The following is a 17,087-nucleotide window of genomic DNA, read 5'->3' as shown; positions in this document are numbered from 1 at the left end:
GCTTTGCGGCCCCACAAAGGAACCGTCCCATGGCTACCCTGCATCTGCTCTGCGGCAAGATTGCGTCCGGCAAGTCTACGCTCGCCAGCAGTCTTGCCACCGATCACGCTGCCATCTTGCTCAGCGAAGACCATTGGCTCGCCACGCTGTATCCCGGTCAGATCAAGACCATCGCCGATTACCTGGCCTGTGCCCGGCAGATCCGCGGTGTCGTGGAGCCGCTGGTGATCGATCTGCTGAAGTCGGGCGTCAATGTGGTGCTGGATTTTCCGGCCAACACATTGGCCAATCGCGAATGGCTGCTCACCCTGGCGCAGGCCGCCCAGGCACCGCATTGCCTGCATTACCTGGAGCTGGATGACGCCACCTGCCGGACTCGACTGCACGCACGCAACGCCAGCGGCGAGCATGATTTCGCCGCCACCGATGCCGAATTCGACCTGATTACTCGCCACTTTCGTGTGCCGAGCGAAGAGGAAGGCCTGGTGATCGAGGTGCATAGTTTATGAGTGCTGAACCACCTGTCGGTGTTGACGCCAATGGCTATGTTGTCACCGTGGGCGCCGCGCCTGTGCAGTCTGAGTTCGAACCTTTGCTGGCGGATGCGGTGGCGACGCTTTCACAGCCCGCATTCGGGCTGGATGGCATCTACCTTTACGGCAGTGTCGCCCGAGGCGATGCCAGTGTCGAAGCGTCTGACCTGGACCTCACCCTGATCCTGCGCGATGCCCCCGACGAGTGCCTGCTCAAGCAGCTTGAGCTGGCACGGCTGGCGCTGGAGCAGCGGCATCCGTGTGTCACGAAGGTCGATTTCGACATCGGCCACCGCGCACAGGTATTGGCACCGCAGAACCATAATCGCTGGGGGTTCTGGCTCAAGCATCATTGCCGGTGCCTGTGGGGCGATGACCTTGGGTTGCGGTTTGAGCCATTCCGGCCGAGCCGCGATATCGCCCTGGCACTCAACGATGATTTCGTGCAGGTGCTGAGCCGCTATCGAACAGACATTGCGCAAGCCGAGAACACACCACAACGCCTGCGTTTGCAGCGCGAAGCTGCGCGCAAGTTGATCCGTTCCACGCATACGCTGCGGTCAGCAGAAGCCACGATGTGGCCGCAGACGCTGGAGGAGCATGTGGCGCTGTTCCGGCAGCGTTACCCGACCATGATCACCCAAATCGCCTACTTCCTGTTCGAGGCCAGAAACCCAAGCGCCGAGGGTGAGGCGTTCTTGCTGCGCCTTGATGCATTCATCGACTGGATGGTTTCGCAGTCGGCATAACCTGTGGCGATCAGAAAGGAATCTATTTAATGCGCGAGCGCAAAGCCGCATGGACTGAACAGGAGGCCTAGGTCATGGCCGATCATCGGTATTGGTCAGCTCAGGCACTGCGATCATCGGATGACAGGGTATGGCCGCATGCGTTGGCCGAGATGTTGGCAGAGGCCGGGGTTTTTCGATCTGCGCCTCAGAGGTGCCTTTAGCCTCAGGTGATTGCCCACCTGCTCCTTGAACCGTTACCCTCGGTCCACATCCCCACCCACCGACCGTAACAGTGAGTCACGGTCTGCACTGAATCAGGACGATGAACGATTATTCTCTGAAACTCGCCAACTACTGGCGCACCTCGCTGGCCGACGCGGAAAACGGCAATGGCGCCTTATCCCCGAGCCATGTCAAAACCTACTCCGCAGTGCCCTTGGCTTCGCTGGCCGCCGGTTGTTTGCCGGTTGAGCAAGTGGACAGCCTATTTGCCGGCGAACCGGCACAACTGCTCCATGTGGAGGTCACGCTACGTCCGTTCGTGTACGCCTCACGCCAGGAGCACCGCCAGGCGCGCAACGGGCTGCCGGCGTTCATCACGCCGATCATTTGCCGGGTGTCGGTCACCCGCGACGGGCTGATCTATCCGACCGGGCCCACGCTGGTGCCGCGCGATATTCTGGAACCGTTGGATCGCGACAACTTCACCATCGGCGCCCAGCATGACCTGGATACGTTTCTAACCGCACAAGATGCGCCGCAGTTCGAGCCGCCACCCGCCGGCACGGAGGTGCAGCCGGAGCACTACCGCGAGCAGTGGATCACCTATCTGCGCTATTGCAAGACGATGTTCCAGACGGTCTGCAACGCCTGGAACGGCGTGGATGACGGTTTTGATCCGGTCAACTATTGCTATGTGTTCAAGGAACAGAAGGCTGAAGGTTTCAGCCGCAATATCGTGGCGCTGTACGATCATTTGCGCCTTGGCAAACCGGATGCGCCGTTGTTCGAGCGGTTCGCACGACGCGAGCGCATGCCCGATGAGCCGTGCCTGGCCGCCAACAGCCTGTTCGCCGGGCGAGGAGGGCATGCCGGTGACGAATACGCGCTGGCGCCTGCCCAACGCGACAGCCTCGCGCACCTGCTGGCGGGCAACGCCGGGGATATCCTGGCGGTCAACGGGCCGCCGGGTACCGGTAAGACCACGTTGCTCTTGTCGGTCGTCGCCTCGCTTTGGGCCAAGGCCGCTGCCGAGGGCGGCGAGCCGCCGGTGATCGTCGCCAGTTCTACGAACAATCAGGCGGTCACCAATATCATCAAGGCATTTGGCAAGGACTTCTCGGCAGGCACCGGCCCCTTTGCTGGGCGCTGGCTTCCGGATATCAACAGCTTTGGCGCTTACTTTCCAAAGGCCGCTGCGGAAGCGGAGATGGCCCGCACCTACCAGACCAAAAGCTTCTACCTGGAGCTGGAGACGCAGGCCTATCTGGATAAAGCGCAGCAGGCTTATCTGGAGCATGCCGCCATCGCCTTTCCCGGGCCGTCGCAGCCCACGCTCAAGGGCACCGTCGACAAGCTGCAGGCCCTGATTCAACTGCGCCAGCAGCAACTGGGCGATATCGAGAAGGGCTGGGCAAGATTGAACGCGGCGCGCGACGCCATGAAGGCCTTGCTCGGCGATAATCCATACACGGCAATTGCGACGCTTGAAGGGCAATGTCGGGCGCAGTCCGATCAGTTGGCAAGCGCCAAGGCACGCCTGAAAGATTTCAAGCATTACCTGGCCCATGAGTCATTGATTTACACGCTGTTCGGCTGGTTCGGCCCGATTGCCGCCAAGCGCCTGCGCTTGGCCAAACTGCACATCGATGAAACTGATGCACAGCTGCAGAGCGCCAACGACGTGCATGAGATAGAGCGCCTGCTGACGGCCGCCGTGGCGCACACCGCCCAAAGCCTGAAAATCCTTGAAACCCAGCATGAGCGTGTGGAGCAATTGCGGCGCGATGAACAGCGCGAGCTGTCGAACTGGCAGGCGGTGATTGCCCGGTTACCCGATGCCATCGGCAAGCCCGCCGCCGAGGTAACGCTGGAGGACTGCGACCGTTGGGCGGACACCTCGCTGCGCTTCGAGACGTTCCTGCTGACCACGCATTATTGGGAGGGCCGCTGGCTGCTGGAGGTCGCCGATGAGCTGCCACTGATTCTTAAAAGCCGCAAAAAAAACGGCCGCAAGACCCTGGAAAAAAACTGGCGGCGCTGGATGAAGCTCACGCCTTGCGTGGTGGCGACGTTCTACCGCTTGCCGGCCGAGCTGTCGTGCAGCCGCCATGACGGCAATGGTTATGTCGCCGATTACGCGTTGAATTTCATCGACCTGCTGATCGTAGACGAGGCGGGCCAGGTCCTGCCCGAAGTGGCGGCGCCGTCGTTCGCTCTGGCGCGCCAAGCGTTGGTGATTGGCGACACGCAACAAATCGAACCGATATGGTCGGTGCCGCCGTCGGTGGATATCGGCAACCTGCTCGCTGCCGGCCTGCTGTCGCGCAGCCGTGTGGACGATGAGTACGAGGCCTTCTGTGAGAGCGGGCGCAGTGCCGCCAGTGGCAGCGTCATGGCGATTGCGCAGTCCACCAGCCGCTATCACTACGACCGCGACCTGGCCCGCGGCCTTTATCTGTATGAACACCGCCGTTGCTATGACTCGATCATCGATTACTGCAATGCGCTCTGCTACAAGGGCAAGCTGCAACCGCGACGCGGCGCCAAACCCCAGGGTGGCTTGCCGGGGCTGGGGTACCTGCACATCGACGGCCTATGCCAGCAGAAGCAGGGCGGCAGCCGCCATAACCTGCTCGAGGCACAGACCATCGCTGCCTGGATCAAGGCCAATGAACAGCAGCTGACTCAGCGCTATAACAAGGAGCTCTGGGAAATTCTCGGGGTGATCACCCCCTTTGGCGCTCAGACCCAGGCCATTACCGAGGCATGCGCCGCCCTGGGTATTCGTACCGGCAAAGGCGACGGTGAAATGACCGTTGGCACCGTGCACTCGTTCCAGGGCGCCGAACGCCCGGTGGTGATTTTTTCTGCGGTGTATTCCAAGCATGCCGACGGTGCGTTTATCGACCGTAGGGACAGCATGTTGAACGTGGCGGTTTCCCGCGCCAAAGACAGTTTTCTGGTGTTCGGTGATATGGACCTGTTCAGCCAGATCCCCGCCAGCAAGCCGCGTGGCCGGTTGGCGCAGTACTTGTTGAACAGCGCGGACAATGCGCTCACGTTTGATTTCCAGCCACGGGCGGATTTGCTGACGGCGCGCACCGGGTTGAGCCACCTGCATGAGTTTGCCGAACATGATCAGTTCCTGTTGCAGACCCTGGAGACGGCGCAGCAGCAGGTGCAGATCGTGACGCCCTGGGTGCGCCTGAGGGGGATGCGCGAAAGCGGTGCCCTTGAGGCCATGTGCGGCACCGTGCAGCGCGGGGTGCCGGTCACGGTGTATACCGATTTGCACTTCAACACTGGCATCGGCCGCAGCAAGTCCGACGGTGACCCCGGCAAAGTCGCCGAATTCAAGGATGCGCTGGCCACTTTGAAGCACCACGCGGTGCAGGTGCGTGTGGTCAACAAGGTGCACAGCAAACTGGTGATGGCCGATGAAGCGCTGTTGTGCGTGGGCTCGTTCAATTGGCTGAGCGCGGCGCGTTCGGGCGATTATGTGCGCCATGAAACGTCCATGGTCTATCGCGGGCCGGACGTCAGCAGCGAGTTGGCGATCAATCGAACCAGCCTGGCGCAACGCCTGATTTCGCGCGAACTCTGACCGGCCATCACGTTATGCCAGCGGCTCAAGCGCTGCTGGCATAGCGATACCGATCAGCAGCCCACACGCAAAACCCTGAGACTTCCCGGCGAAAATCTTCATAATGGCGGCCATTTTGTTTAGCCCGTTATTCTGGTGTGCCCGCATGGAAATTAAGGTCAACTTTCTCGACAACCTTCGGCTTGAAGCCAAGTTCGATGATTTCACGGTGATTGCCGACCAGCCGATTCGCTACAAAGGCGACGGTTCGGCGCCGGGGCCATTCGATTACTTCCTGGCTTCGTCGGCGTTGTGTGCGGCGTACTTTGTGAAGTTGTACTGCGCTACGCGCAATATTCCCACGGAGAATATTCGCCTGTCGCAGAACAACATCGTCGACCCGGAAAACCGCTACAACCAGATCTTCAAGATCCAGGTCGAGCTGCCGGCGGATATCTCGGACAAGGACCGCCAGGGCATCCTGCGCTCCATCGACCGGTGTACCGTGAAGAAAGTGGTGCAGGCCGGGCCCGAGTTCGTGATCGAGGAAGTCGACAATCTCGACGCCGACGCCCAGGCGCTGTTGATGCCCAACTCGACGTCCCAGGTGGGCACCTACATCGCCGGCAAGGACCTGCCGCTGGAGCAGACCATCGCCAACATGTCCGCGATCCTGGCGGGCCTGGGCATGAAGATCGAAATCGCCTCATGGCGCAATATCGTGCCCAACGTCTGGTCGCTGCATATCCGCGATGCCCACTCGCCGATGTGTTTTACCAACGGCAAGGGCGCGACCAAGGAAGGCGCGCTGGCGTCGGCGTTGGGCGAGTTCATCGAGCGGCTCAACTGCAACTTCTTCTACAACGACCAGTTCTGGGGTGAGGAACTGGCCAACGCGCCCTTCGTGCATTATCCGGATGAGCGCTGGTTCCAGCCGGGCCCGGACGATGAGTTGCCGAGTGAAATTCTGGATGCCTACTGCCTGAAGGTCTACAACCGCGACGGCGAGCTGCGCGGTTCGCACCTGTTCGACACCAACTCGGGCAACGAAGCGCGGGGCATCGTCTCGCTGCCGTTCGTGCGCCAGTCCGATGGCGAGGTGGTGTATTTTCCCTCCAACCTGATCGAAAACCTCTACCTGAGCAACGGCATGAGCGCCGGCAACACCCTGGCCGAAGCCCAGGTGCAGTGCCTGTCGGAAATTTTCGAGCGGGCGGTGAAACGCGAGATCATCGAAGGCGAATTTGCGCTGCCGGATGTACCGGCCGAGGTGCTGGCCAAATACCCCGGCATTGTGGCCGGTATCGAAGGCCTGGAAGCCCAGGGCTTCCCAGTGCTGGTCAAGGATGCGTCCCTGGGCGGTGAATTCCCGGTGATGTGCGTGACCTTGATGAATCCGCGCACCGGCGGCGTATTTGCCTCGTTCGGCGCGCACCCAAGCCTGGAAGTGGCGCTGGAGCGCAGCCTCACCGAACTGCTGCAAGGCCGCAGCTTCGAAGGCTTGAACGACTTGCCGCAGCCGACCTTCGAAGCCCAGGCGGTGACCGAGCCGAACAACTTCGTCGAGCACTTTATCGACTCCAGCGGCGTGGTGTCGTGGCGCTTCTTCAGCGCCCAGTCCGATTATGAATTCGTCGAATGGGACTTCTCCGGCCACGGCGAAGACTCCAACGCCCAGGAAGCCGCGACGCTGTTCGGTATTCTGGAAAGCATGGGCAAAGAGTCGTACATGGCGGTTTATGAGCACCTGGGCGCCACCGCCTGCCGCATCCTGGTGCCGGACTACTCGGAAATCTACCCGGTGGACGACCTGATCTGGGACAACACCAACAAAGCGCTGTTTTTCCGTGAAGACATCCTTAACCTGCACCGCCTGGACGAAGCGCAGTTGCAAGCACTGGTCGAGCGTTTGATCGAAAGCGAGCTGGACGACTACACCGATATCACCACGCTGATCGGCATCGAGTTCGACGACAACACCGCCTGGGGCCAACTGACCATTCTGGAGCTGAAGCTGCTGATCTTCCTCGCCTTGCAGCAGCATGAGGAGGCCAAGGAATGTGTGGAAATGTTCCTGCAGTACAACGACAACACCGTCGAACGCGGGCTGTTTTACCAGGCGGTGAACGCGGTGCTGGAGATGGAACTGGACGACGACTTGGACCTGGCCGACTACGAAGCCAACTTCCGCCGCATGTTCGGTAACGAACGCATGGACGCGGTGATTGGCTCGGTCAACGGCAGCGTGCGGTTTTATGGGCTGACGCCGACCAGCATGAAGCTCGAAGGGCTGGACCGGCATTTGCGCTTGATCGACAGCTACAAGAAACTGCACGCGGCAAGGGCAAGCGCTACCTCGGCACATTGATAGCTATCTGATGTATGAAGGGCAAAATGTGGGAGGGGGCTTGCCCTAATGCCAGTCAGTTAAGCGTACACCACCGTCTGTAGGAGCGAGCTTGCTCGCGAAAAACGTCAACGATAACGCGTGCTTCCTGAATAAACGCGGTGCCTGTGAGTTTTTCGCGAGCAAGCTCGCTCCTACAAAAAGCCTTAACTGACTGGCATTAGGGCTTGCTCCCGATGGCGGTGGTTCAGTCAACTAACCCAGTGGCTGACAGACTGCTATCGGGGGCAAGCCCCCTCCCACATTTGGATCGCCGGTGTTTGGGGATTTATATGTGGGCCAGGGCTTGGGCCAGATCCGCGCGCAAGTCCTCCACATCTTCAACTCCCACCGACAACCGCACCAACCCATCCCCAATCCCCAACTGCGCCCGCGTCGCCGCCGGGATGCTGGCGTGGGTCATGATTGCCGGATGTTCGATCAGGCTCTCCACGCCACCCAGGCTCTCGGCCAGGGCGAAGATCTTCACGCTTTCCAGAAAGCGCGTTGCGCCTGCCAGGTCGCTATTCAAGTCCACTGAAATCATCCCGCCAAACCCGCGCATCTGCCGTTGGGCCAGTTCGTGCTGTGGGTGGGATTTCAGGCCCGGGTAATACACTCGCGACACCTGCGGTTGCTGCTCCAGCCAGGTCGCCAGTTCCAGCGCGTTGCGGCAATGGCGCTCCATGCGCAGGGCCAGGGTTTTCACGCCGCGCAGGGTCAGGAACGCATCGAAGGGCCCTGCGATGGCGCCCACCGAGTTCTGCAGGAAACCCAGGCGCTCAGCCAATTCAGGGTTGTCGCCGACGATGGCGATGCCGCCGATCACGTCCGAGTGGCCGTTCAGGTACTTGGTGGTGGAATGCACCACGATGTCACACCCCAACTCCAACGGGCGCTGGATCCACGGGCTGGCGAAGGTGTTGTCGGCCACGCAAAGGATGCCGCGGGCGCGGCAGAGGCGGGTGATGGCGCTGAGGTCGGTGAGGCTCAGCAACGGGTTGCTGGGCGTTTCGACCCAGACCATACGCGTGTCGTCGCGCAACGCCGCTTCAAACGCCGATACATCACTCAGGTCCACATAGCTGAACGTATGCCCGGCGCTGCGCTGACGCACCTTGTCGAACAGGCGGAAGGTGCCGCCGTACAGGTCATTGCCGGAAACGATATGCGCACCGGCATCGAGCAATTCGAGCACCGTGGAAATCGCCGCCAGCCCCGAGGCAAACGCGAAGGCCTGAGTGCCGCCTTCAAGGTCGGCAACGCAACGTTCCAGGGCAAAGCGCGTGGGGTTATGGGAACGGCCGTAGTCAAAGCCCTTGTGCACGCCGGGGCTATCTTGCAGGTAGGTGGAGTTGGCGTAGATCGGCGGCATCAGCGCGCCCGTGGTTGGGTCGGGGGACTGTCCGGCATGGATCACACGGGTGGCGAACGCGCTTTTATCGGGCTGGCTCATGCAAGGGATCTCCGTAGGTGGTTGAGCAGGTCGACGCGGGTGATCAGGCCATGGAAGCCCGAGGCGTCGGCAATGATGGCGACCAGGCCGCGATCCAGCTCCGCCTGCAGTTCGGCCAGGCTGGCGCTGGGGGCCAAGGTGTGCAGGGTGCGGGTCATGGCGCTGGCCACGCTCATGGAAAAATGCGTGGCGTCCTGATGCAGGCCCAGCAGCAGGTCGGACTCATCGATGACGCCCGCCAGTTGCGTGCCGTCCACCAGCACCGGCAGTTGCGACACATCCGCCAGGCGCATGCGCTGGAAGGCGGTGAGCAGGGTATCGTCGGGGCTCACGCTGATCACCCGGCCATCTTCGAAGCGACGGGCGATCAGGTCGCGCAGGTCGCCGTAGTGCTTGTACTGCAACAGGCCGGCGTCGTTCATCCATTGGTCGTTGTAGACCTTGGACAGGTAGCGCGTGCCGGTGTCGCACACGAAGGTGACCACGCGTTTGGGCTCGGTCTGCTCGCGGCAATAGCGCAGCGCGGCGGCGAGCAGGGTGCCGGTGGACGAGCCGCCAAGAATGCCTTCGGCCTTGAGCAACTGGCGGGCATGGTCGAAACTTTCTTCATCGCTGATGGAGTAGGCGTGGCGCACGCTGGACAGGTCGGCAATCGACGGTATGAAGTCTTCGCCGATGCCTTCCACCGCCCAGGAACCAGGGGTTTCAAGCCGACCGCTGCGGCTGTACTCGGCCATCACCGAACCCACCGGATCGGCCAGCACCATGGCCAGTTCGGGCTGCACGCGCTTGAAGAAACGGGTCAAGCCGGTGAGGGTGCCGGCCGAGCCGACGCCTACCACAATCGCATCGACATCATGCTGGGTTTGCGCCCAGATCTCCGGCGCGGTGCTGGTTTCATGGGCCAGGGGATTGGCCGGGTTGTTGAACTGGTCGGCGAAGAACGAACCCGCAATGTCCTTGGCCAGGCGCGCGGCCACGTCCTGGTAATACTCGGGGTGGCCCTTGCCCACATCGGAACGGGTGATGTGCACCTCAGCGCCCATGGCCTTGAGGTGCAGCACTTTTTCCGTGGACATCTTGTCCGGTACCACCAGCACCACCCGGTAGCCTTTGGCCCGGCCAACCAATGCCAGGCCCAGGCCGGTATTGCCGGCGGTCGCCTCGATAATCGTGCCACCGGGGCGCAGGCGGCCGTCGCGCTCGGCGGCGTCGATCATCGCCAGGCCGATGCGGTCCTTGATGGAACCGCCGGGGTTTTGCGATTCAAGCTTGAGAAACAGGGTGCAAGGGCCAGTGTCAAAGCGGCTGACCTTGACCAGTGGCGTGTTTCCGATCAGTTCAAGTACGGCGGGGCGGGATAGAGTAGGCATGTCGTCACCTGGTTACGGGATGGGCGTAGGGTGGGGGACAGCAGAATGCAGAGCATGGCTAGAAACATAGGCCGGTCCCGCCCGAGCTGCAACCGGGTGGTCCGATGCATGACTTTTTTTGGCGCATGGAGGTTGATGGCGGGCACAGCACCCGCAGGCAACGCAGATCAACTGTGGGAGTTGTCGAGCCCCAGCGAGGCTACGAAGGCGGCGGTACTGCTGGCCTATGCGCCACCTGAGCCACCGCTATCGCGGCCTCGCTAAAGCTCGTGCGCTCCCACATCCAAACACCCCATCAGCGCCCGGCGATGGCGGCTTCGATGGTGGCGATGTCAATTTTGCGCATGGTCATCATCGCGTCAAACGCACGCTTGGCGACTGCCGGATCCTTGCTCGTCACCGCATCCACCAATACCCGTGGCGAGATTTGCCACGACAGGCCCCATTTATCCTTGCACCAGCCACAGGCACTTTCTTGCCCGCCATTGCCGACAATGGCGTTCCACAACCGGTCGGTTTCCGCCTGGTCATCGGTCGCCACCTGAAAGGAAAACGCTTCACTGTGCTTGAACATAGGGCCGCCATTCAGGCCCAGACACGGGATGCCCAGCACGCTGAATTCCACGGTCAACTCATCACCCTGCTTACCGGCCGGGTAGTCGCCAGGCGCGTAGTGCACCGCCTTCACTTCGCTATCCGGAAATGTCTGGGCGTAGAAGGTCGCCGCCTCCAGCGCATCGCCGTTGTACCAGAGGCAAATCGTATTTTTGTTGTTCATCGCAGGCTCCTCAGGTTGAAAGGTGCCTGGAGTCTAGACGATCGCTACGCCAGGGCGTCTTTACCACAAGCACCCGCACGCCGCGAACGCCAGCCCAACCCCAGCACCATCAACAAACCCAGGCCTGCCATCAGCGCGCCTGCCAGGGAAACGGCGGGGTAGCCCAGCCCGGCATTGATCACCGCACCGCCCAGCACCGCGCCGATGGCATTGCCGAAATTGAACGCGCCGATGTTCATCGCCGAGGCCAGGTTAGGCGCATCTTTGGCGGCCTCCATCACGCGCATCTGCAACGGCGGTACCAGGGCAAAACTCGCAGCGCCCCACAGCAGGATCGACAGCGCGGCGGGCAGCGGCCATTGCATCAGCACCGCGAAGGCCAGCAGCACGGCGATCAACACCACCAGCGAGGTAATCAACGTACGGTCTACCGACCGGTCCGCCGATTTGCCGCCCCACACGTTGCCCAGGGTCAGCCCGATACCGAACAGCACCAGCATACTGGTGACGAAGTTGGTCGACGCATGGGTGACATCGCGCAAAATCGGCGCGATGTAAGTGAACACGGTAAACATTGCACTGGAGCCGACCACGGTCAGTGCCAACGCCGCCAGCACTGGCCCGCGACCGAGTACGCGGATTTCCGCCATCAGGCTGCCACCCTTCGGCGCGGGTGCATTCGGCAGTGCCCACCACAGCGCGGCCATCACCACCGCGCCCAGACCGCTGATGCCCCAGAACGCCGTGCGCCAGCCGAAGTTCTCGCCAAACCAGGTGGCCAATGGCACGCCGCCAATGGTCGCCAGGGTCAGCCCCAAAAACATCGCGGCAACTGCCCCCGCGCGCTTCTCCGGCGCGACCACACTGGCCGCCACAATCGAACCGATACCGAAAAACGCCCCGTGGTTCAGCGAGGTCACCAGCCTGGCGATCATCAAGGTCTGATAATTGGTCGCCAGCGCCGATAGCAGGTTACCCAAGGTGAAGATCGCCATCAGCCCGATCAACAGATACCGGCGCGGTACCCTGGCCGTCGCGAGCGTCATGATCGGCGCGCCGATCAGTACGCCCATGGCATAGGCACTCACCAACAGCCCTGCGGCGGGGATGGATACGCCAAGGTCGGCGGCAATACCGGGCAACATGCCCATGGGGGCAAACTCCGTGACCCCGATGCCAAAGGCACCGATGGACAAGGCTACAAGGGGTGGATTGATACGCATGGGTGACTCCTCATCTGTGTGCCGAATGCTACAATCCAGCCTTTTGCAGCAGTAGCCCCTGGTTGGGAACTACACCTTTGCGCAGGAGGCACAAATGGACATCGGCGGCCGCTCGGGAGAGATGGAAGTGTTCGTCATGGTCGCGGAGCACGGCAGCCTGTCGGGCGCCGCGCGCGCCCTGGGGCTGACGCCATCGTCCATCAGCCGCATCATCACCCGCACCGAGGGGCGCATCGGCACCCGGCTATTGCTGCGCACCACCCGTGCCATCACCTTCACCGCCGAAGGCGAAGCCTACCTGCGCGGCGCCCGGCGGATCCTGGCCGACATGGCCGAAGTCGAAGACGCCATTACCGACCAGGGCGCCCCCCGCGGACGCCTGAGAGTCAGCGCAGCCCTGGCCCACGGCCGCCTGACCGTCGTGCCGCTGATCGCCGCTTTCAGCGCCCGCTATCCCGCCATCGTGGTCGACCTGATGCTCGGCGATGAACTCGTGGATATCCTCGCCGGCCAAGCAGACGTCGCCATCCGCTTCGGCCACCTGGCCGACAGCCCCCTGACCGCCCGCCACATCGGCTCTACCGGCCAGGTCATCGTCGCCTCACCCGACTACCTGGCCCGCCACGGCACTCCGGTGACGCCGCAGGATTTACTCGAACACAACTGCCTGCGCTTCAACTTCCGCAGGGCGGCGCCGGATTGGCCGTTTCGGGTGGATGGGCGGGATTTTTCGTTGAAAGTGGCGGGGACGATTGAAGGGAATAGCGGAGAGGCGTTGGCGCAGTTGGCGAAGCTGGGGGCGGGGATAGCGCGGGTGGGGGCGTTTAGTGTGGCGCAGGATCTGGAGCGGGGGGAGTTGGTGGCGTTGTTGGAAGCGTATAACCCGGGGGATGTGGAACCGATTCATGCGGTGTTTGTGGGTGGGGCGGCGATGCCGGGAAGGGTTAGGGCGTTTGTGGATTTTTTGGTGGAGGGGAGTGACTGGCGGGTTTCAGCCGCTTGTGTTGAAAAAGTTGATCCTTCCAGGCTGCGCACGTATTGACTGATGAAAATGCATTTTTTACGCGCAGCGAAGCCAAATCTGCCCTCGAAACCCTTTTTTCAAAGTAAAGATTTTAATCTCAAGCGCGTACTTTTCTGCGTTGGAAAATATGGTCGACTGTTTTCAACAGAATCGACCCATAACTGACGCTCGACCCAGGCATAAATTGGGCAGAAATTGTTGCTCTCGGTAGCTACGAGGATGTCCAATCTACCTACGTCGGTTTGATTCCGATTTCTGTCTCCACTCTTAAACTCTCGTAGATCAATGATTTGCGGGGTTTTTTACCTAAAGGAATGTCAGATATTCGCAATTTTCATGTGGAGTCCTGTAACCGCCATTGATTATGTCGCTCAAGCTCCGCGTGGGCGAGGGGCTGATAAGCAGCCCAAAGCTCTTTACGTAAATGCAGTTGTCCGGGATGATGGCGGTCTGCCAAAACTCAAGGATAGATGTATGGAAAACTTTTGGAGCGCCGCTTTAAAGTATGGTGGGAGTGCCACTGTCGGCGCCTTTGTCGCCTACAGCGTCTATCCCACGATAATTTCGTCCCCTATACTGAAAAATCTCAATAGCAATCAACTATTCGCTTTGCTTTGTCTGATTGCGGTTCTAACGTTCTTCATATGTGTGTTTCTTATAGGTCTTGTAAAAAACAAACCACAAGGTGGAAATGTAATTAATGTTTCCAAGTCTAAGGTTCGTGGGGGTATTACAGGCGGAAATCGAAACTCCGGTAAAACTGAATGAACAAAATTGTTGTAAAGGAAACGGAAGTTAATGGCTCCATTGTTGGTGGGGATCAACATAATGTTACTTATGTAGTTGCCGCAGCTCCCGATCCCAATGTTATCAGGGCAGGGTTAGATAGAATAGGTGCACTTTCAGAAGGTGACGAGGAGCTTGAAGATTTCATCGATCTTTTTCACTCCTATCTTACTGATCGGGCCGGCCGGCCAGTTATTGGGCTAGAGCAAAAGCTAATTAATGGAAATAGAGAGGATCTTGTTGAAGATGCTATAGAGCATAAAGATCGCTTTGCAAAAATTGCGGCGAGGGCACAGCTCTCACCACGAAGGCAATATATATATTTTTATATCCTTCAAAAGATCAAGGCGTCATTTGATGGTCAGATTCGGCCTCTTTTAAAAGCAGGCGCACGCCCGGAAGATATCGATCAAACTATTTATCATAATATTGTGAATTCTATATTTTCCGAGGTGTGTAGTGTTGATATATCCATCGACCAGCATTTAATTTATGGGATGTTGTATTTTTTAACAGGTAAATGCCATCTGGTCTGGGAGGTATAGGTTGTTGATTTATCATCCGGCATATGATGCCAATCATTGCCTATATAGGCTTTTGGCTATATTGCAGGCAACTACGGAGTTCTCTTTGACGTGGGATCAACTTAGGATTTTAGATTACTATTATCTGTTCCCGAGTCAGCTGAAAAATATAAAGCCATGGCCTGCGAGTATAAAGGAGTTTAAGGTACAATTAAAGTCCATTCCAGAACAGTTTGAAGATATTAATAACCCGGCAAGGGTTTTGTATGATCTCCAGGTGTTTCAAAAAACTGCGGCCCTGGAATTGATCGCGAAAGGAATTATTTCAAAGTTTGAGTTTGAAAGCGGACTTATAAAGATTGATACAGGTCTCCTTCCAATCGGATATTTAGAGCTTCTCGATAGTGATTTGTTTTTGAGAGGTGATGCATTTGAAATTATAACGAAGGCATTGCCAAAGGTTGAGTTTAATGGAGAGTCTGGGCTGAAAAAGCGCTCGGGATTGATGGAATATATCTATGACGTCAAATAGTTCAACATTGTTTGTGCATCGCTTTCTCGTCATGAAGTCTGGTCGAGCGGTTTATGATCAAAAGTTTCATTTAGGCATAAATATAATTCGCGGTGATAATAGTATTGGCAAATCTACGATAATGGATTTGCTGTTTTTTGGACTTGGAGGAGACCTTAGAGAGGAGCGTTGGAATAAAGAGGCGGCTGCGTGCGATAGCGTTATAATTCAGATTGAAATCAATTCCTATATACTAACGGTTTCGAGAGCTATTGAGCCATCAAGTAAGCCTCCTATGCAATTTTTTTCCGGTGATTATGAAAGCTCACTGAGAAATCATGCTGAATGGGTTCAATATGGAGTCATGCGCACAGCGAATAAACACAGCTTCTCTCAACAGATTTTCGAATTGTTTGGTTGGCCTCATCATCAGACAGATGACAATTCAAACCTTACAATTCACCAAATTCTACGCTTGATTTATGTGGATCAAGACACGCCTGTCAACAAGATTCTCAAGGCTGAACTAGCATTTGACAAACCCAGTATGCGCCAAGCAATCGGTGACTTCTTATTAGGGGTCGATGATCTGGGTACGTATGGACTCCGACAACAACTTTCTAAAGCTGAAACAGAGTTTAGTAAAATATATGGCCAACTCGACGCAATCTACAGATACATATCGCCTACAGAAGGGGTGCTGAGGGCCGAGCACCTCAATAAAGAAATAGAAGAGGCTAATAATGAACTGGCTGGACTATTGACAGAACGGCAACAAGTAGCACTACAACCTGATGCTGATTCTAGTCCCGAGATAAAAAAAGCGGCTGCGATCGTTTCAGAACAAATTTCTGCTTTGGCAAAGGAGATTAATATAAGAACGTCGAGGCGAGTTGAGTTGGTTAACGAAATTGTCGAGTCGGATTTATTTATAAAAGCTATTGATTTTAGGCTTAAGTCTTTGCAAGAATCGAGATCGACATATGACATGTTTGGAGAGGTTCGATTCAAATTCTGTCCCTGCTGTTTGTCTACTATAGATCCGCAAGACTCTGAAGTATGTCATCTCTGCAAAACCGAAGTAGATGAAGAGAAAAGAAAAAGCTCTTATTTGGCTGCTCTCAATGATTTAAACTTTCAGAAGCGGGAGAGCGAATCGGTGCTGGCTGAGCTTAGAACAAGATTGGAGGAGGCTGATAGGTATATCAAGATTGAAGGACATCAGCTCAATACTTTAAAGTCGAAGCATAAGGCAGCACTTACGTTAAGCTCTGACAGGGTTCTAAAATTGTATACCTTGTCTGCGAGGATTGGTACTCTTGAAGAGCGTATAAAAAATCTGCAAACAAAAATAAAGCTCGTGTCAAGCGTAGAGCAACTGATTTTAGATCGTGATAAATTAAATAGTCAGATTGAACGCCTACGGGATGAAATCAAAAGGAATGCGTATCTGACCGAATCTAGGAAATCCAAGCTGGAATCAAATCTTTCTGAAAGAACGATTACACTTCTCAGGCAGGACGGGGGGTTCGAAAGTGACTTCGTAGAACCTGATAAGTTTGAATATGATTTTGCAAAAGATTATATGTTGGTTGATGGTAGGTCGAAGTTCTCGGCAAGTTCCGAGACCATTATGAAGAACAGCTTTCATCTTGCAATTCTTCAGGAGTCGATATGGGACGAAGGTATGCGTTATCCTCGACTGCTGTTAATGGATAATATAGAGGACAAGGGGATGGGGCCAAAGCGTAGCCAAAATTTCCAGCGACTTTTGGTGCGTTCACTTGAGGGGGTGGAGAAAAAGTATCAGGTAATTCTGACTACATCTATGATTGATCCGGAGCTAAATGAAAGTGACTATTGCGTTGGCCCGTACTATGAGAAGGGGATGCATACGCTTCAATTGTCTGGTGATTCAAACCTTAAATAATAGCGGTCAGATACCTGCCGCGACAGT

Annotated in this window: 13 protein-coding genes; 9 read left to right on the top strand and 4 right to left on the bottom strand. The window is 57.4% G+C overall.

What is annotated here, in order from left to right:
- Positions 1-29: 29 nt before the first annotated feature.
- The 4 genes from C4J89_RS14660 to C4J89_RS14645 all read left to right on the top strand — a co-directional run bounded on the left by C4J89_RS14660 (position 30) and on the right by C4J89_RS14645 (position 7,437).
- Positions 30-509 (top strand): ATP-binding protein, encoded by a 480-nt coding sequence (locus C4J89_RS14660; RefSeq protein ID WP_124414836.1) that lies wholly within the window; start codon positions 30-32, stop codon positions 507-509.
- Positions 506-1,282, top strand: a complete 777-nt coding sequence (locus tag C4J89_RS14655; protein WP_124414835.1) for a nucleotidyltransferase domain-containing protein — start codon at positions 506-508, stop codon at positions 1,280-1,282. Before C4J89_RS14660 ends, C4J89_RS14655 begins: the two co-directional genes overlap by 4 nt.
- Before the next feature lie 304 nt (positions 1,283-1,586).
- Entirely contained in the window at positions 1,587-5,090 is a 3,504-nt protein-coding gene (locus C4J89_RS14650; protein WP_124414834.1) for an AAA domain-containing protein, read from the top strand.
- A 145-nt stretch (positions 5,091-5,235) separates the two neighbouring features.
- Entirely contained in the window at positions 5,236-7,437 is a 2,202-nt protein-coding gene (locus C4J89_RS14645; protein WP_124414833.1) for an OsmC domain/YcaO domain-containing protein, read from the top strand.
- A 307-nt stretch (positions 7,438-7,744) separates the two neighbouring features.
- Here C4J89_RS14645 and C4J89_RS14640 read toward each other — a convergent pair whose 3' ends face one another.
- The 4 genes from C4J89_RS14640 to C4J89_RS14625 all read right to left on the bottom strand — a co-directional run bounded on the left by C4J89_RS14640 (position 7,745) and on the right by C4J89_RS14625 (position 12,285).
- Entirely contained in the window at positions 7,745-8,911 is a 1,167-nt protein-coding gene (locus C4J89_RS14640) for a cystathionine gamma-synthase (RefSeq protein WP_124363069.1), read from the bottom strand.
- The gene (locus C4J89_RS14635) at positions 8,908-10,284 is read right to left on the bottom strand and encodes a cystathionine beta-synthase (protein WP_124414832.1); all 1,377 of its coding nucleotides are present in this window, start codon (positions 10,282-10,284) and stop codon (positions 8,908-8,910) included. Before C4J89_RS14635 ends, C4J89_RS14640 begins: the two co-directional genes overlap by 4 nt.
- Positions 10,285-10,579: 295 nt before the next feature.
- Entirely contained in the window at positions 10,580-11,062 is a 483-nt protein-coding gene (locus tag C4J89_RS14630) for a VOC family protein (RefSeq protein WP_124414831.1), read from the bottom strand.
- Between the two features lie 44 nt (positions 11,063-11,106).
- Positions 11,107-12,285 (bottom strand): MFS transporter, encoded by a 1,179-nt coding sequence (locus tag C4J89_RS14625; RefSeq protein WP_124414830.1) that lies wholly within the window; start codon positions 12,283-12,285, stop codon positions 11,107-11,109.
- A 94-nt stretch (positions 12,286-12,379) separates the two neighbouring features.
- Here C4J89_RS14625 and C4J89_RS14620 point away from each other — a divergent pair, with 94 nt between their 5' ends.
- The 5 genes from C4J89_RS14620 (at position 12,380) to C4J89_RS14600 (ending at position 17,060) form a co-directional block, all read left to right on the top strand.
- Positions 12,380-13,327: a LysR family transcriptional regulator gene (locus C4J89_RS14620; RefSeq protein ID WP_256681744.1), complete on the top strand. Its 948-nt coding sequence runs from the start codon at positions 12,380-12,382 to the stop codon at positions 13,325-13,327.
- A 456-nt stretch (positions 13,328-13,783) separates the two neighbouring features.
- Positions 13,784-14,077, top strand: coding sequence for a hypothetical protein (locus tag C4J89_RS14615; RefSeq protein ID WP_124414829.1), 294 nt, complete (start codon positions 13,784-13,786; stop codon positions 14,075-14,077).
- Positions 14,074-14,640, top strand: coding sequence for an ABC-three component system protein (locus tag C4J89_RS14610; RefSeq protein WP_124414828.1), 567 nt, complete (start codon positions 14,074-14,076; stop codon positions 14,638-14,640). The genes C4J89_RS14615 and C4J89_RS14610 overlap by 4 nt, the downstream gene beginning before the upstream one ends.
- A gap of 1 nt (position 14,641) precedes the next feature.
- Positions 14,642-15,151: an ABC-three component system middle component 5 gene (locus C4J89_RS14605; RefSeq protein ID WP_124414827.1), complete on the top strand. Its 510-nt coding sequence runs from the start codon at positions 14,642-14,644 to the stop codon at positions 15,149-15,151.
- The gene (locus tag C4J89_RS14600; RefSeq protein WP_124414826.1) at positions 15,138-17,060 is read left to right on the top strand and encodes an AAA family ATPase; all 1,923 of its coding nucleotides are present in this window, start codon (positions 15,138-15,140) and stop codon (positions 17,058-17,060) included. Before C4J89_RS14605 ends, C4J89_RS14600 begins: the two co-directional genes overlap by 14 nt.
- Positions 17,061-17,087 lie beyond the last annotated feature (27 nt).

This window comes from Pseudomonas sp. R4-35-07, from assembly GCF_003852235.1.
Taxonomy (GTDB): Bacteria; Pseudomonadota; Gammaproteobacteria; order Pseudomonadales; family Pseudomonadaceae; genus Aquipseudomonas.
This window is presented reverse-complemented; position numbering and strand designations above follow the sequence as displayed.

What these genes read in the sequence shown, in the direction of transcription:
- C4J89_RS14610 (WP_124414828.1), top strand. Translation starts at nt 14,074, where the DNA reads ATGAACAAAATTGTTGTAAAGGAAACGGAAGTTAATGGCTCCATTGTT.
- C4J89_RS14655 (WP_124414835.1), top strand. Translation starts at nt 506, where the DNA reads ATGAGTGCTGAACCACCTGTCGGTGTTGACGCCAATGGCTATGTTGTC.
- C4J89_RS14650 (WP_124414834.1), top strand. Translation starts at nt 1,587, where the DNA reads ATGAACGATTATTCTCTGAAACTCGCCAACTACTGGCGCACCTCGCTG.
- C4J89_RS14630 (WP_124414831.1), bottom strand. Translation starts at nt 11,062, where the DNA reads ATGAACAACAAAAATACGATTTGCCTCTGGTACAACGGCGATGCGCTG.
- C4J89_RS14635 (WP_124414832.1), bottom strand. Translation starts at nt 10,284, where the DNA reads ATGCCTACTCTATCCCGCCCCGCCGTACTTGAACTGATCGGAAACACG.
- C4J89_RS14620 (WP_256681744.1), top strand. Translation starts at nt 12,380, where the DNA reads ATGGACATCGGCGGCCGCTCGGGAGAGATGGAAGTGTTCGTCATGGTC.
- C4J89_RS14615 (WP_124414829.1), top strand. Translation starts at nt 13,784, where the DNA reads ATGGAAAACTTTTGGAGCGCCGCTTTAAAGTATGGTGGGAGTGCCACT.
- C4J89_RS14660 (WP_124414836.1), top strand. Translation starts at nt 30, where the DNA reads ATGGCTACCCTGCATCTGCTCTGCGGCAAGATTGCGTCCGGCAAGTCT.
- C4J89_RS14600 (WP_124414826.1), top strand. Translation starts at nt 15,138, where the DNA reads ATGACGTCAAATAGTTCAACATTGTTTGTGCATCGCTTTCTCGTCATG.
- C4J89_RS14645 (WP_124414833.1), top strand. Translation starts at nt 5,236, where the DNA reads ATGGAAATTAAGGTCAACTTTCTCGACAACCTTCGGCTTGAAGCCAAG.
- C4J89_RS14640 (WP_124363069.1), bottom strand. Translation starts at nt 8,911, where the DNA reads ATGAGCCAGCCCGATAAAAGCGCGTTCGCCACCCGTGTGATCCATGCC.
- C4J89_RS14625 (WP_124414830.1), bottom strand. Translation starts at nt 12,285, where the DNA reads ATGCGTATCAATCCACCCCTTGTAGCCTTGTCCATCGGTGCCTTTGGC.